Origin of the sequence: Chitinophaga sp. CC14 (genome assembly GCF_048957795.1) — a bacterium.
In the GTDB taxonomy this organism is placed as follows: domain Bacteria; phylum Bacteroidota; class Bacteroidia; order Chitinophagales; family Chitinophagaceae; genus Chitinophaga; species Chitinophaga ginsengisegetis.
Window position 1 is genome coordinate 2327309 of record NZ_JARBFY010000003.1, and the last position, 17328, is coordinate 2344636.

At 45.7% G+C, this 17328-nt stretch carries 9 protein-coding genes; 1 reads left to right on the forward strand and 8 read right to left on the reverse strand.

Annotation, left to right across the window (positions count from 1 at the left end; all coding sequences use genetic code 11):
• Positions 1-370: 370 nt before the first annotated feature.
• Positions 371-1777: a right-handed parallel beta-helix repeat-containing protein gene (locus tag PV783_RS19315; RefSeq protein WP_227024526.1), complete on the forward strand. Its 1407-nt coding sequence runs from the start codon at positions 371-373 to the stop codon at positions 1775-1777.
• Between the two features lie 78 nt (positions 1778-1855).
• Here the strand turns inward: PV783_RS19315 and PV783_RS19320 are convergent, their stop codons facing one another.
• The 8 genes from PV783_RS19320 to PV783_RS19355 all read right to left on the reverse strand — a co-directional run bounded on the left by PV783_RS19320 (position 1856) and on the right by PV783_RS19355 (position 17267).
• Entirely contained in the window at positions 1856-2797 is a 942-nt protein-coding gene (locus PV783_RS19320) for an alpha/beta fold hydrolase (RefSeq protein ID WP_420989216.1), read from the reverse strand.
• Positions 2798-2803: 6 nt separating this feature from the next.
• On the reverse strand, positions 2804-3571 hold the full coding sequence (locus tag PV783_RS19325; RefSeq protein WP_079467425.1) for a prolyl oligopeptidase family serine peptidase: 768 nt from the start codon (positions 3569-3571) through the stop codon (positions 2804-2806).
• A gap of 58 nt (positions 3572-3629) precedes the next feature.
• A complete protein-coding gene (locus tag PV783_RS19330; RefSeq protein WP_079467424.1) occupies positions 3630-4346 on the reverse strand; it encodes a TolC family protein in 717 nt (238 codons plus the stop codon).
• Positions 4343-5776, reverse strand: a complete 1434-nt coding sequence (locus tag PV783_RS19335; protein ID WP_420989217.1) for an O-antigen ligase family protein — start codon at positions 5774-5776, stop codon at positions 4343-4345. Before PV783_RS19335 ends, PV783_RS19330 begins: the two co-directional genes overlap by 4 nt.
• Positions 5777-5896: 120 nt before the next feature.
• Positions 5897-6943 carry an acyltransferase family protein gene (locus PV783_RS19340; protein WP_420989218.1) on the reverse strand — a complete coding sequence of 349 codons (1047 nt, stop codon included), beginning with the start codon at positions 6941-6943 and terminating at the stop codon, positions 5897-5899.
• Between the two features lie 43 nt (positions 6944-6986).
• Positions 6987-9173: a GumC family protein gene (locus PV783_RS19345; protein ID WP_420989219.1), complete on the reverse strand. Its 2187-nt coding sequence runs from the start codon at positions 9171-9173 to the stop codon at positions 6987-6989.
• A gap of 391 nt (positions 9174-9564) precedes the next feature.
• The gene (locus tag PV783_RS19350) at positions 9565-15687 is read right to left on the reverse strand and encodes a fibronectin type III domain-containing protein (RefSeq protein ID WP_420989220.1); all 6123 of its coding nucleotides are present in this window, start codon (positions 15685-15687) and stop codon (positions 9565-9567) included.
• Positions 15688-16082: 395 nt separating this feature from the next.
• Positions 16083-17267 (reverse strand): glycosyltransferase family 2 protein, encoded by a 1185-nt coding sequence (locus PV783_RS19355; RefSeq protein WP_420989221.1) that lies wholly within the window; start codon positions 17265-17267, stop codon positions 16083-16085.
• Between the last annotated feature and the right edge of the window lie 61 nt (positions 17268-17328).

Below are 17328 nucleotides of genomic sequence, written 5' to 3' on the forward strand. Positions count from 1 at the left end.
TATATTTAATAGTAATATTATTGATTGGCCTACGTTTTAAGACTGGCAAGCGCATTATCGGATCGGCCCATTTGGGAATAAATGCATAAAGACGTCAGTTCGCTTCCTGAAATCCGTTGTAACTCATAAAGCCCCTTTTCAGGCATATAATATTTCGCGGTGGACGTCCGTTAAGATGCTGTTTTATATCCAAAATTCTTGGATATTCGCAGCCATAAATTAAAATGGACCGTTTAAATTGTTTCCGGAGACAATTGTATGCAGTGCATTATTTTTTGAATGACCGAATCCATATCACTTGAATCAATTTGCAATTTACCAATGGGTAATTGTGAGCTTTTTATTGAAACCATATAATATCTGAAAAACCATGAGGCACTACATTACCGCACGATTGTCTATGTTTACATTCGTATCCGTTGCTCTGGCTTTAGTCATCACAACTGAAAGTTGCAATAAGGATCAATTAAGCCAGGTACTACCGGAAAATAATCCAACTGAAACTGCTGCAAAGCCCCCTGTCGGCGGGAAGCAATACACGCTTGTTCCCGACAAAGACGGGAGATTGGTTGTAGATGGGAGCATTTACAAAGCCGGAGAAATTTTGAATCTGAAAGGAACATTTTCTGCTATCGTTTTTAATAACCTGAAAGGCGCTTCAGGCAGCCCTATCATTGTTAAAAACGCCAGTGGCACCGTAGTTAAAATAGGTAATCCATCCTGGAGTGGTGGTTCCTGGGCTACAGCCATCAGTTTTGTGAACTGCCATTATGTGAAAGCAGGTGGTGAAAAATCAAAATCTGAATTTGTAGTACAAGGAAGTACCCAGACAGGCAGGGAAGCATATTTCGACTTTACGCTCAGCCAGCACACCGATAATTTTGAGATCGCCAATGTTACCATACAGAACGGCGGCACAGGAATATGGGCTAAAACAGACCCGGTAAAGGGCGATGTAAGCACACAGTATCCTAATTCCTACATGGAGAATCTGCTGATCCACGATGTGGCTATCAGCGGTACCAACAACGAAGCATTCTATATTGGTCACACTGCCCTTTACTGGAACCTCACTGCTAATGCCCCTTACTATGGTGCTCCTTCAGGGTTTACCAGCGGACAGGAGTATGTGCAGCCCATTAAATGGCGCAATGTAAAGATCTATAATAATAGTGTTTCAAATGGTGGCGCAGATGGCATCCAGACTGCCGCTATCGACAAACTGGAAATATATGGCAACACCGTTACTAACTGGGGTGGCCAGCATAATTCAGGTCATAACGGCGGCATCCTGATCGGCGGCCGTACTACCAACACCAACGTGCACGACAACTATGTACACGATGGATGGGGTGAACTGATCCAGTTTTACGGATCCGGCGAAAATGGCGCCACACACATTATCCATAACAACCTGTTGAGAGATAACCAGGGAGATGGTGTGAGCCTGAGAGGAACCGACAAGGCAGTGGTGCAAATCACCAACAACACCATTGCAAGAACCGGTGGCGTGTCTCTCCGTATTAACGGCTATTTCGGCCAGACTGCAGCGCAGATCGTTAAAGATAACGCGTTCATTCAACCACGTGTAAATGGCGGCACAATTGTTCCTAATGCCTATATATACACTGAAAATGGAGCGTCTGTTACAGAAGGAACCGGCGCAGATGCCAATTCCAAATTTGCAACAGTGGCGGATGCTGGTGTGGACACCAACAATTTCTATCAGCCTAAATCCGGTTCAGCATTGCTGACCACGGGCTATAGAACAAACTAATCCGGACAATTCAGCAATATGCTATAATGAAACAGCCGCCCTGGTTATCCGGGCGGCTGTTTTCTTTTTTACCGGGCATTATTTTTTTCCTTCAAGATACTTCCACATCATTTCATTCACCTCCTGTGGTTGCTCATAATGAGGCATATGCCCGGCACTGTCTACTTCATGTACTTCTAAAGTTGGGTATAAAGCAGTATAAGAACTTAATTTTTCTTTTGAGAAAAAGGGGTCTTGTTTACCATAGATGAGTAATATTTTTCCGGCTGGTATTTTCTTCAGTAAATAAAGCTGGCTTTGATTCAGCATGTTCATCCAGGACGACAGCGTGATACGCTTATACCCCCTGAAATTTATAAAATATTTTAACCGCTCCGCGTAGCTGTTGAACAGCGGCTGATTGACGAATTCTTTCCGTTGGTTCTCCACTGAACGGGGATACCAGTAGCCACTCATTAAAATATCGCTCATAACCGGGATCCGCAACAACCTGCTGGGTTGAAGGTCGCCGCTGGCAGCTGGTCCCAGCAATATGATCTGTTTTACACGCTCCGGGTGGCCGGCGGCATAATCCAGCCCGATAGGCGCTCCCATTGACATTGCGATCATATCAAATGACTGGCGAAGCTGTAAAGTATCCAGCAAAGCAATCAGTTGCCTCCGGTACAGGCCAAGGTCATACACCGTTTCCGGCCGGTCGGAATAGCCCCTGCCGTAAAGATCATAAGTAAGCACCCGGTAGCCTTTGGACAGGAGATAGGGGATGTTAAACTTCCATACTTCCATGCCACTGCAGCCACCTCCGTGGATCAATACCAGCAACCGGGCGGTGTCGGGGCCATACAGGCTGTAATGTACAAGTCCCTGTTCCAGGCGTATGAACTGCCCCGGTGCAGATTTGCGCGTGTGCTCATTAAGAGGCGCGGTTTCCTGCCCGTGTTTAATGAACAGGAAAGCCGCTATCAGCAGCAATAGAATGCCACCCACCAGTGATAGTATCCATTTCGTGACCCTGGGCATACGGGATTATCTTTTAAATTGCAGCAGCCACTCGTAAATATTCATACCATCTTCCCGGTAGGAAGGGTTGTAATATTGTTCCCAGCAGCAGTGTTTATGCTCCCCGATGCTCAGTTTGGTCAGCCCCGGTTTGTATTTGTTTGTGCTATCTGCGTAAAGTTTGCAGTTGCCAAGAAACACCGGTTCCTCACGGCCACCGAAATACCATACGTGAATATTGTTCTGCGCAGTTACCTGGAAGCTTTTCAGGTTTTCTGCATCAATAGTGGCAGGAGACATGTTCACGGCTGCTGCCACGCGCTTTGCCGTTCTTTTATCGGTTACGGCCATCGCAACAGACCATCCGCCCGCACTGTACCCGGTGATGTAAATACGGGACGAGTCGATCGGGTATTTTTTCAATACATCCGTAATCGCGGCATCCAGGTGCTCCGGACCAAGTGACCAACTGGTGGCCAGCGGTGCCATTACAATAAACTCATATTTTTTGCCATCCACTTTATTAACGGCATCAATATTCTTTCCTTCATGCATTTGTCTCGCTACGCCCTGCCGGAAGATTTTAGTAATATCGGTACCCGCAATACTTCTGCCGTGAAGACAAATAAGTAACGGGTATCTTTTCCCGCCTTTCAGATTGTCCGGTAGCTTCAGCAGCGCCGGGATGCGGTGCCAGGGCGTAATCTGCACCTCAATCTGTTTGAATGGTTTCAGGTCCTGTGCAGACAGTAATGCTGTCTGCAGCATGAACGTGATAATAAGAAATACTCTCATTCTTGATTTTATTTTCGGTAATCTGCCTTGCCGGCAATCATGTTCACAAACCTCCATCTTATAAATGAAGCAATACTTCTTCCAGCGAAGTGCCGATAATTGCTTCCAGTACCAGCTTTGATTGTTTTACTTCTCTTTCAAGGTTTACCTTACGCACCATTTCTGCATTATAAATACGGTATGCATCATTCAAACCTTCCACGGCAGTGTTCTGGTCTCCTTTTGAGAAGCGCTGTTCTACCTGTTTGTAGTGATTGTAGGAATCTTCCAGCAGGGGGAGTTGCAGTTCATACAGTTGTTTGTTCGCTGCATAGTCTTCGTAGGCGCGCAATACGGCCGATTTTAAAGCCAGCTTTTCACCTTCTTTCTGTTGTTCGAATACTTTCCCGTTTGCCTTCGCAGTTTTTACTTCGTTAGGAATGCTGATCAAATGTCCGAGCGGCACATTGATACCGAAGTTGTACCTGGGGTATAGTGTGTTGTTGCTGGTGGTACCGCTTCCTTTAATGGTAAATTCATTCAGGTTACCTGAAGCAACAATCATATCCAGCCAGCCGGCTTTAGCCCTGTTTTCGTCGTATTTTGTAATCTGTTTTTTTATGTCCAATGCTTTGATCTGGGGATTTTCCATTGCAAGCTCCACCAGTCTTGCTTTCAGTCTGGCCACTGTTGGCTGATCTGCAGGCAGGCGCAGCACAATGCTGGTATCGGCTCTTTGCGCCTTTGCCACTGTACCTGTTAATGCTACTAATAAAAAGAATAGTACTCGTTTCATGTTGTGATATTTGGAGATGATAATAAATATTTTAATTTTATAGAGATGCCGTTGAGGGCATAGTAAAGCAGGGCTGATTCAATAAGGCCGGATGATTCCTGTGCATAAATACTTACTACCAGGGCGAACATCACACAAAGGATGACCAGCGTAAACTGCTTTTCCATTTCTGTTCTGCTGGCAAAATAATTGGCGACCATATATTGCATCACCATGTAGATATTTACCATGATGAGCAGTAAGCCAATCCATCCCTGTTCAAGGGCGGTACGTAAATAGCCACTGTCGGGCGGAAAGCCATCCAGTTCGCTACCGGAACCAGGTTCGCAGCTGAGGAACCCGCCACCGATAGGATGGCTGTAGATGTAAGGTTGTATACGATGCCTGTTCACTTCCCGCACATTCAGGGATGCATCTTCCGAGCCGGAGAAGGCAGTCCTCATCCTGATAACAGTGGAATTGCCGTGAAACGGACCGAACATCAATACCAGGAAAGCAAATACAAATACCAGTGCGCCAATCACGGTATTCCTGTTCCGCAGGTTTACAAACAGCATCATGATCAGTCCCATTGGAACCATGATGTAAGCCGTGCGGGTACCGGAAAATCCCAGTGCCATAAACTGAAGCGCCAGTGATATCAGCAGGAACACTTTTTTTGATGCAGATATCATTTTACCGGAGCTGGTCAGCAGTACAATATTTATAATACAGCCGCAGGCCATGATAACGCCAAATACAGCGGGGTCCGATACAAAGGAGAAAATACGGATGCCGGTGAGGATAATTACTGTTTTGAATTTCTCCGGGTATTTGGCGATGTATGCCTTTTCAAATGGCATTAATCCAAACCACTGCTGAATACACGCATAAAAGGCCGCTATAGTAAGTATGATGATCCAGAATTTCAGGAATACTTTCAGGTCATTCATGTTGCGGATCATTTTCATGACCAGGTACATAAAGATCATATTGCGGACAAATACCCGCGCAAAGGTGGTCCAGCCATGCCGGTCGAAAACAAACGCAGGATTGAAAAACTGCAGCAGCACGTATCCTCCGTAGATGTAAAAGGTGATCAGCACAGGATCCCGGAGAAAGTCTACTTTCTTAATACTGTCGTCTCCTGCCTTTAGCAAACTGCCCAGTAACGTAATTAACAGGATGGCATCTATCAATACGCCCACGGGTATTTCCGTGCCGGACATTCTTTCAAGTAAACGTACTGTCAGTGCTACCGTACAGGAGATAAAATAACCTGCGCGGTAATTCAGAATGGAAATCGCAGCAACAGTGGTTCCTATCACCAGCCCGATGAGCAGCGCAATGTATTTTATCTCCTGGGCGCTGATATAAGCTATTGCCGGAATCAGCAGTACCCAACCGATAATAATAAATATATTGAAGATATTTTTTTTCGCAATTTCCACTTAGGTCAATTTATAAGAACACTATTTTAACAGCCATAGCGATAATAGTAAGCGCTATAAAGATGAGGATCAGCATCTGATGAAGATGTTGGTCTATCGGCTTTTTCTTTGGTTGTACTTTCATATAAAACTATGCGTCATTATTTTTCCATTTGAACGGCTTATACCAAACTTTCCTGTAAAGAGGAAACTGCATCCTATTTTTACCAGTAAACGGTAAGCAATAATCGAAAGCAGGATAGCGGATGGTATACAGATCAGCAGCAATACTATTCCGTTGGTAATTCCGATACCCAGCAGCATTGCCCGCAATGCCGCAAAAACAGTAATATGCAGCAGATAGATATATAGAGAGTAATGGCCGGTTACGCTCAGGAACTGCAGCTTCTGCAGTTTTGCAAGCCAGGATGCCAGCATTATTACAAACAAACAGCCATTAAGCGCAATGAGCATTAACAGGTACAGGTTCATTTGCTGATGATACAGGTAATACCATTGCAGGGCACAAAACACCGGTGTCAGCACGAGCAGGTTTACCGGGTTGGATAACTGCTGTTGTGTTTGCGCGCGAAAAAAGTATCCTGCAGTAATATCGCCGATTGCAAAGTAGATGTAGTGCAATGCAATATCATAAAGCGCACTGTGGCTTCGCACATAAGGCGCTACGCCCAGCAGCAGCAACCCTGTCACCAGTTGCCAGCCCTTTTTCTCTTTGATCAGCAGTGATGTCAGCAGGTACAACATAGTTACGTTGAATAACGCAAACAGGTACCACAGCTGATCCAGCGTTCTTGGCTGGAGCAGGATATTCAGAAAATCTCTTCCCGACCGTTCCGCGTTTGAGTAATCTGAAAAGAAAATCTGTAAGCTGATTTGTATTATTGCCCAAAGTATATAGGGATATAATAGCGTATTGATCTTTGATATTCCAAAGCTTACGGCGCCTCTTTTAGCAACACTTCTGCTGAAAAAAAATCCGGAAAGCAGGAAAAATAATGGCATCCTGAAACTGTAAAGCATATCGTTTGTAGCCAGCACCTCTTTTGGAAGAGATACGCCCCGCGCCACCAGACCGTACGCCAGATGACGGTAAACCACCAGTACAATGGCTATTCCCTTGGCGTAATCGATCCAGGCATAACGCGAATCATTTTTTTCGGGTCGCAAACTAAATATGTCTTTAAAGATCCGTTGATACATGTTTAAAAGATCAAAGCTCAATAAAATCTTCTTTTACATTATTCAAAACTACTCCCAGGAACTTATCACCAAGAGATTCCAGGAACTCGGAAGATTCTCTGTCAATCTGTTTTATTTTTAAATGAGATGAGAATATTGCCACCACACCTTCGGCATATGCTGCCAGCTCGCGGCTATCTGTGAAATCGTTCAGTGGCGCGCCTTCCATCAAAATATAGTCGTAATGTTTTTTTAACTCCGGCAGATAATTGAGCAGGTGGTTCGGCGGTAAAATTTCTGACGGCGTATAGTCGCCACCTTTACATCCGATAATTTCAATACCTGGTGTTTCGTAAGTAGTAACAATCTCTTTTACCTTTTCAATGGAAAACTCTTCCGGCGGCACAGAGAAATGTTCCAGGGTAGGCTTTGCTTCCATTTGAACGCTCACATCGTTGTTACAAAAATTGGTATCGATGATCAACACTTTCTTATTGCTCAAACTAAGGCTGTAAGCCACTGCCTGCAGCAATGTGGTTTTGCCCTGCTGCGGTTCTGTACTGGTGAACAAAAATATTTTTTTACCGCTGCTTTCCAGTTCATACCTGAGTTTGCGTAACAATTCGCGGAAAACATTTTGTCTTTTTAACCATTGTGCTTCATCCGTTTTCCGTTGCAATATTTGCAGCAGTTTATATCGCTGAAGATTGGTATGATTGATAGTGGCAATCAGTTTCAGGTTGGAGTTGCGGTTGAATACAGAAGGTGATTTCAGTGAATTATCCATAAACTCACGGAAGAGAATGCCGATGCAGGAGATCATAAAAACAGCCATACCAGACATGCCCATAATGATCAGCCTTTTGGATGATTCGGGTGTGAAAGCCGGTTGTCCTTTTAATGTTTGACGGAAATTATCCTGTGGAACATTCCGGTTATCCAATGCGGACCCCAGTTTTTCTTTCAGCTTATTATACTCATCCTGCGCTAACTCTACTTCCTGTTGCAGGGAAGTAACAGTAGCTTCCTTATTGGCATAAGAACCAACAGAGGAACGAAGATTACGGATCTTTCCTTCCAGTGTGCTGATATTTAACCTGGAGGCGCTTACCTGTGCTTCCAATGCATCCCTGCTTTGGATCAGTTCTTCGCGGGTGCTCACTTTACCGGTAGTAGAGGAGGCGTCCAGCAGTACCTTTTGCAGTTTGGCGCGTTGTGTTTTTATTTTCTCTGCCAGCGCATTATCAGTGGAACCGGAATTTACGTACTGGTCATTCAGATCGTTGATCTGTTTTCTCAGGCTAACTATTTCTCCGTTTGAATTGGAGTAAGTTGGTTTGCCACTGCCTGCCTGGGCCAGCTGTGCGTTTACATTATTGAGAGAAGCCTGCAGGTTATTGTAGTTCGCTCTTTCATCTGATACAGATTTCTCAAACTGTTTGATCAGGTCCCATTCGTTGCCGCTGGCGGTTTCCACGTTTAACACGCCCTGTTGTGTTTTGTAACCTCTGAGCGCTTCTACTTTCTGATCCAGTTCCTGTTTCTTCTGGTTCACCAGTGCTTCAAATGTCTCTACGTTTTCAACAGAACGTTCGGAACGTGAACTGCGGTAAAAGCGGATAAACTCTTTGTAAAGGGTATTAACGGTGTAAGCAGATAATTCAGGATTATCTGAATAACAAATGATATTGATATAATCTGTACGGGAAAGGCGTGTAGCGTAAAGCATTTTACGGATAGACTCAAAGTCGTACCGGTAAATCTTCATGAACTCCAGTATTTTTCTTTCTTCAGGCTGAGAGGAAGAGAGTATTTGCAGCGAGTCAATTTTCTGGCGGCAGATACGTACAATTTCTTCCTTGTTGGCACTGGTATAATGAGGATCTTTTAAATCTTTTTCTGAAAGATTCCTGAATGGTTTGTTGGACGTAAGATCGTGTACCATCAGGTCGCACGCCAGCAATCCGATCACCAGCGGGGAATTCATGGTTTCGATGACGTTATCAAATTTAACGTCCGCTTCAAAAAGATTCAGATTTTCATCGCGTAGTTTAATCTGTTCATTTGTTGTAAAGCCTGTTGCCATTTGGGCAGTGGAGGCATATAACTTGGGTTTACCGATGGTAAAGGCAAATGCTGCTGCCACAGCGGCGATGGTGCTGAACAGGATCCACCATTTCTTTTTAAGCAATGCCTTTATAAAATACACAATGTCCATATAGAATTTTTCCTTTAAGCTTTAATTGATACGCAGAGTGGGATACACAGATAAGTGTATATCAGCCTTGCCCCGGCGTGGTAACTGGCATGTCAGAGGAGATGGTAAAAAATAAGATGATAATGTTTGGCAACAAGCCTTACAATATATCAGGTTTTTGGCGAGGATGAGGTTAATGGGGAGATATCCGGGGAGCATAGCTATCCAGGTATATCCGGTTATGGCTCAAAGGTAAAAGATTATATTAAAACACACTTTATTTTTAAGCGAAACATAAAAATTAGTTGGTAACCGTTGAAGTTTGGCGGGTAAAGAGAATATTTTACAAAAAAACCGTTCCGGAACATCGCCCGGAACGGTTTTACTTTTATAATAATCATTCAGTTACAACTCAGTTCTGCCTGATAAGTTTAACACTCTTTGTTTCACCGGTAGAGGAAGTGATCTTCAGGATGTACACACCCGGCAGTACTACTGTACGTTGTGTATTGATCCTTATCAGGTTTTTACCCTGTGGTACTTCTTTCCTGGTTTCACTGTAGAGACGCTTACCACTGAGGTCATTGATTTCGATGAGCATTACAGGTGCTGTTTTCTGCAGTGTCATATCAATGGCCAGGTTATCTATATAAGGGTTTGGATAAACGTTCACCAGCATGCTGCTTTTTGCAATGTTTGTTGTCACGCTCATTGAACTGCCGGTACCCATCAGCTGGGTATTATTGCCCAGGTTTTGGATATTGGTGTTAGCAATAATTTCCATCGCATTCAGATAGCCTACCTGACCGCCCGGAGGGATGCTGAGAGTGAAGGCAATTTCACCGTTGGCGTCCGCTGTAAGGTTCAGGAAATCAGCCGTTGTGCTGGTATTGTTTTGCGCATTCAGCGTTTTGCTTACACCATTGATGGTGAATTGGGTGCTGCCGTTATCCGGCTGTGGCGCCCACCATTTACTGTTGGACAGGAACTTGATGGTGTAAGTGGTATTGGCACTTAACCCGGTGAGGTGACCGTGCATTACCGGTGCGCCTGTAAAGAAGCCAGGTAATGAGCCAAAGTACAGGTATTCGGCCAGTACCGCATCCGGATATACACCGCTGTTGTTACCGGTGGTAGCGCCTTCAACGCCTGCTGCCCACCATGTTTCATCAAATCTCAATCCTACGGTAGTGGTTTGTCCCTGATCGTTTTTCAGGTTAGACGTAGCGCCTGTAATATTGTTCCATGGAGCCGGTACCGTGTTATTGAGCTTGAAGTTCAGTAACAGTTTGTAACTGCCGCTGGTATTCGGCGGCGGAGTTACCGTGATATTGAATGTAGTAGTATCAGCAGCGCCGTAGGTATCTTTCACAATAACTTTTACATTATTGTAGGTACCTGCATCGCTGATAGTTGGTGCAATAGAAAGCGATACGTTACCGCCTGATTGCGTCAATGTAGCAAAAGAAGGCAGGTTGACGGTACTATAAGTAATCGGGTTGTTGTCCGGGTCCGTTGCCGTCACGGGAACATTCAGACTATAACCTGCCTCCACACTCTGGTTGGTAATATCTGTTATTACCGGTGCGTGATTGACTGTTGGCGCTGTGGAAGTACCCGCTACCACTTCGATGGCATTCAGGTAACCTACCTGTCCGCCCGCAGGGATACTCAGCGTAAATACTATTTCACCATTCGCGTCGGGGCTGAGGTTTGTGAAGCTCACCACGGCGGTGGAGTTATTTTGTACATACAGTGTCTGGCTAACACCGTTGATCGTAAATTTCGTGCTGCCATTATCCGGCTGCGGCGCCCACCATTTACTGCTGGAGAAGAACTTAACGGTAAACTTCTTACCGGCTTCCAGGCCAGTGATATGGCCGGTCATGCTTGGCGCTCCGGTGAAGAAGCCCGGCAATGAACCAAAGTAGAGGAAGTCGTTGATCACAGCATCAGGGTATACACCACTGTTATTACCGGTAATAGCGCCTTCACCATTGGTAGCCCACCAGGTTTCATCAAACACGAGGCTGGATGCGGTGGTTTGTCCCTGGTCGTTTTTCAGGTTGTTGGTAACCCTTCCGGTAACATTATTCCATGGAGCAGGCGCAGTACTGTTCTGTTTAATATTGAGGAACAGTTTATAACCGCTGGTATCTCCACCTGCCGGTGCATTCACTGTGAGGTTAAATACCGCCGTGTCGCTGTTGCCATGAGTATCACTACCAATTACGCCGATGTTGTTAAACTGACCTGCGTTGTTGGTAGCAGGGGCCACCAGGAGGTAAGGATTACTACCCTGGGACTGTACTACAGAAACAAAGGAAGGAAGGTTATAACCGGTGTAAGTAATGGCATCATTTTCAGGATCGGATCCCTGCAGCTGTACATGCAGGGTATCTCCGGCTGTCAGCGTTTTATTCGGAATAGCCGTAATTACCGGAGGCTGATTCACTACGACGGTAGTATCACCGGCTCCGCCTGCATTTATTTCCATCGCATTCAGGTAACCTACCTGGCCACCGGCCGGAATGCTGAGGGTAAATTTGATTTCACCGTTAGCATCTGCTGTCAGGTTTTCAAAAACCGCCGTATTCGTAGTATTATTCTGAACGTTCAGGGCTTTGGTTACACCATTAATAGTGTACTGTGTGCTGCCGTTATCCGGCTGTGGCGCCCACCATTTACTGCTGGAGAAGAACTTAATGGAATAAGTCCTGTTGGTTTCCAGACCGGTGAGATGTCCGTGCATAGACGGCGCACCTGTAAAGAAGCCTGGAAGCGAACCAAAGTAAAGGTACTGGCTCATCACCGCATCAGGGTATACACCGCTGTTATTGCCGGTAGTGGCGCCTTCTGTACCTGCTGCCCACCATGTTTCATCGAACGACAGGCCCACACTGGTGGTTGTACCGTTGTCATCTTTCAGATTGGCGGTAGTTCCTCCGGTGATATTATTCCACGGTGCAGGTGCCAGGCTGTTCAGTGTGAAGTTGAGGAGCAGCTTGTAATTAGGTGTTGGCTTATCTACCACCGTTAACAGGAAGCTGCGTACATCAATGCCTCCCTTGTTATCAGTTGCCTGTAACTTGATAGTATAAGCACCGGATGCACCAAATCCTGGTTGCAGGTTAATGACACAGGTATCATTATTACTGGTGATGGTGGCAAAAGAAGGTATCTGGAGGGCTGTCCAGGTAAAGGTATTACCCGGATTCAGATCGTGCAGGGATACCTTCACATTTTTCTGTGTTCCTTCATCCACGCTCCATCCTGCAACAGAATCTATTACCGGAGGATAGTTATCATTTACGATGATATTAAACAGTGCGGTATCCTTTCCGCCGTTAGCATCTGTGGCAATCACTCCAACACCGTTATAGGTGCCCTGCTGTGCCGCTGTTGGCGCCAGGATCAGGGAAGTGGTACCGGCGTTTTGCTGCAGGGAGAAGAATGCAGGCGCGTTATAAAGACTAAAGGTAATTGCATCATTATCCGGATCGGTAGCCGACAGCGGGATACTCTGGGTAGTGCCGTAGCGGATAGTCTGACTGCTGATATCGGCTATTACCGGCGGATTGTTCAGTGATTTTGCTATCACTGCTTTGGTAAATGCAGAGTAACCGCCTTCACCGAAAGCTCTTATCTTATAATATACTACTGTATTGGCAACGAGGGAAGAATCAGAGAATGTTCCCTGTCCGGAGGCTACAGGACCTACGCTCTTCAGCACGCTGAAGTGCAGGCTGTCTGCCAGGGAGCGTTGAATTTCGTAACCTGTTTCAATGGTGCTGTTATCTGTCCAGGTTAATTTCACTACCTGGGTGGAAAGCGCCTGTGTAACCAGGTTGGTAGGCACTGCCGGTGGTAATGGCTTGGCTGCTGTGGTAGCATTGGCTACAGCGCTATAGGCAGATTCACCATAAAGGCCGATAGCCCTTATCTTATAATAATAAGCAGTGGAGGCGTTCAGCGCGGTATCTGTATAGCTTACCGCATTGGCTGCCGCAGTAGCAACGATGGTATAAGTTCCGCCGCTGCTGGTGCTTCTGTATATTTCAAAGCCTGTTTCATTATTGCTTTTATCTGCCCATGTCAGGTTTAGTTTACTGTAATTATTTACAGCTACTGCCAGGGTAGTTGGAGCGGTAGGTGCGGTACCATTTACAACAGACGTATCAATAAAGGCTTCTGCCGGTATCAGCGTACGGGTATTGATGCCCGCAGTAGTGCTGGTCCAGTACACGCCCATAGCGGAGCCGCCGCCGCCCTGGAAGTAGGTAACCGTGATAGGATACACTCCCGCGTTGGCGATTACAGTGCCTGACGCATAAGCAGCAGCATGAGCGCCGTCGTTATTTACGGTTGCTATAGCAGAGTTGCTGTATGCTTTATTGAAATACAGCTTGCTGCCGTCATCTGAATACGTTTCAAACTTATAGGTACCGGTAACAGGGATACGGATATAACCTGTCCACATTACCGCGTAATTGGTGGTAACACCGGCTGGCACGATGCTCTGATCCGGTACATATGCCTTACCTGTTTGGGCAGGTGTAAGGTTGGTAAAGTTGGGCAGGTTACTGTAAGAACCGGTATAATACTTATAATTAAGATTTGCCTTTTTGGTTCTCACCGTTACCTGGTTACTTGGGGTAGATGATTTTCCCGACACATCTTTAGCCTTCACATAGAAGTTATACAAAGTACCATCTGTAAGACCTGTTACGGTTGCAGTAAGTACATTGCCTACGGATGTTCTCAGCACATTGTTTGCATAAACATCGTAACCGGCGATGCCTGCATCATCTGTAGCAGCAGACCAGTTCAGTATTACCTGGTTATTGGTATAGCTGCCGAGGGTTAAAGAAGGAGGGGCAGAAGGAGCAGAACTGTCTGTGGCAGTGGTGCCTTTTACCTCAGCAGAGAGAGGTCCGGCCGCATTGTCGTTTACAGGACGTACTTTATAGAAGTAGCTGGTATTTGGAATAAGATTGTTATCAGTAAAGGTAACTACGTTGGCATTGTTTTTTCCAACAAGCACATAAGGGCCACCGGCCTGGGTTGCCCGGTATATTTCAAAATACTTTTCATTATATGCCGGTGTGGCATTTTCCACCCACGACAACACGATCTGTGTTTTGGTGAAACTGTTTACCACTAGGCTGCTGATAGGATCAGGCCCGTTCACACCGGTGCTGTTTACAACCCTGAATGTATCGGAGTAGGTGCCGATGCAATAGTTTGGCGCTTTAACCCGTACTACATAAGCTCCCGGAGTAGAGGTTGTTAAAGTGTTGGTGGTGCTGATAACGGTGGCGCTGCCTGCGCGTATCCATTCATAACTGAGCATACCCGCAGGTACCTGCAGGGTAATACCGGTACTGCCATTCGGAGCCGGAAGCACATTGCTGGCAAGGGCAGGGGAGGTGGTAATGGTTTGTGGAGGAGAAGCAGGCTTATAACTGATCACCAGCGGGGTCGGCGACCAGCCGGTCCAGCCGTTAGGCAGTTGCCCTCTTACACGATAGGCGCCCGGAGTGGTTACCGCGATGGAGTTGGATGTGCCGGTAGATATAGTGACACCATCTTTCTGCCATTCATATTGTAAAAATCCAGGCGCTATACCAACGGTGATAGTCTCGCCCGGACAAAAAGTTGCAGATCCATATAATGGATAGGGATTCAGCCTGTTGGCTCTCAGCATGAAGGGTGCAAAATCAGGCTCGTTCCATGCATCAACCCAGGTATTATGTTCATCGTTGGGGTACGTAGTAAGTTTAAAATTACCACCGGCGGCATTAATCAATGCCACCACCTGGTTAGTAGTATAAGGAGCAGGGTTGCCATCCAGGCCTCCCTGGAAAAGCCACATCGGCGTAAACTTGTAGGTATCAATATGATTGCCGTAATCTGTGGCCATTGCGCTCATTGGTAAAGAAGCCGCTGTTAACTGGGGGTAGCGCATGGTGAATTCCCATGTGGCCCATCCACCGCCGGACAACCCGTTTACGCTCAGGCGATCGGGATCGCCTTTCGCGCTGGTAACAATGGAATCAATTACTTCTTTCAGGTTATCGTAGTCGTTGGGACCCCAGTAACCGCCCTGGCTTTGAGGATAAATAAGATAACCATCGAACTGGCCGTTATCAACGCGGTTGGCCCATGTCTGGCCTCCCCATAATAACTGGTATTCGTTATCGTAGATGGTGCCTTTTTCGCCTACACCATGAAAGAACAGGTAAATGGGATATTTTTTCCCGTCGTTTACACCAGGGGCATAGGTTTTCGGGAATTTCAGGCGAAATGCCATGTTCTTATAAATGTAGCATTTATAAGAACTGGTGGTATAACTCATCCTGACTGTTCTCACCCATTTGGTGATCTTGTCGTACTGCGGATCTGCTGGGGGGGCTGCAGGATTGTAAGTGATTACAGGATCACTGGGGTTTAATGCTGTTTGGGCGTTTACTGCAGGTAGATAGCAGAGCCCTAAGAGCATTAAAAGGAGCATGCGGTGTAAAGTTCGATTCATGGAAGTATGTTATATGTTATGTTATCCGGCAGTCATTCGGCTTCAACTGCAGAAAAAAAAGTATAACAAGCACTGATCCGGAAAGCCGGACATACTTGCAATTCAAAGGAGATGGTAAAAATTAAATACACTCCGGATAGCTGCTATCCAAAGTTGACGTGGCTTTATCGAAGGATGAGGTCTTTGGAAAAAAATGGCTGTAGGTAAATCATCAATTCACTGATGGTGTATTTGTATTCTCAGCTCATTTGTGACAAAAATGATTCTACAATTGGTTTTATATATTCACCGCTAAAGTAAATAACTGTAGCTATATATTAAGTTTTTTTTTGCAAACGGCGTTTTTTTGCTGGTAAACGCAAATTTTTATCGGGTGAAATAAACCTGTGCTCTCATTATTGAACAGCAATACTACGTTGTGCGCGTTCCCATACAGCGGATTGCCGTTTCCTGAAGAAGCGGATGCAACCGATGTAAACGGCCACGTTCATGAATACAAAGTAAAAAGGGATATAGAAGTATTTGGCTTTGATCTGTTTTTGGGCAAGTAAGTAACCGGTAAATGCGGCCATATAGAAAAGCAGCTGTAATACGCCGGTAACTATATATATGGTACCACCATTGAACAGGATAAGAAGAATGTTGGAAACCAATGCCAGTAGCAGGGATAAAGGCGCAAGCGTCCAGCGGAGTACCCGGTGGGACACATACTGCCACGTAATTTTGGGGTATCTGAAAGGATTTAACAGGGGGAGTAACCGGCCCATCGACTGAAAACCACCTGCACTGATCCTTACCTTGCGCTTATACTCTTCCTGGAGGGAGGCCGATGAGGTTTCCATTGCATAAGCGGCAGGTTCATACATCACCCGGTAACCTTTCATGTTAATTTTGAATGAAATCATGAAATCATCCAGTATGGTATCTTCCAGCGGCTGTTCATAGAGCGCAGTACGGATAGCTATGAGTTCGCCGGCGGCGCCCATCACGCTATATAATTCTGCATCCCATTTTTTCAGTAATGACTCATATTTCCAGTACATGCCCTCGCCCTCGGCCTCCGCGCCACCGGTGGTAGCCATCACTTTCTTTTCGCCGGCGACCACGCCTACCTGGTCATCTGCAAAGTGTTGCATGAGCAGGGATACCGCTGCGGGGTTCAGCAGGGTATTGGCGTCAGACAGCACTACAAAAGGAGTGGTAACTGATGCCATGGCACGGTTTACTGCGGCCATTTTTCCTTTACGCTGCGGATCATACAATAAGGTAATCCGTGGATGCTGCGAAATGATTTCATTGGTGTTATCGGAAGAACCATCTGTAACAAAAATGAACTGTATTTTCGCAGCGGGGTAATCCATCGACAGACTATTGGCTATCTTTTCCGCAATAAAATCTTCTTCATTATAAGCAGCTACCAGGAAAGTAACATCCGGTACAAAAGGCGCAGCCGTTCCGGAGGGTTTGCCCTGTAATAGCCGTTTGACGCGGATTACAAAGTAAAGGAGGAAACCATATCCTACGTAACTATAGCATACTATAAAAATACTCAGCCAGAAAATCACAGACAAAATCGACATAGAGGACAATACATTTATGGGGACACGTATGTTTTCAATGCAAAAGTATCACAATTTGCAT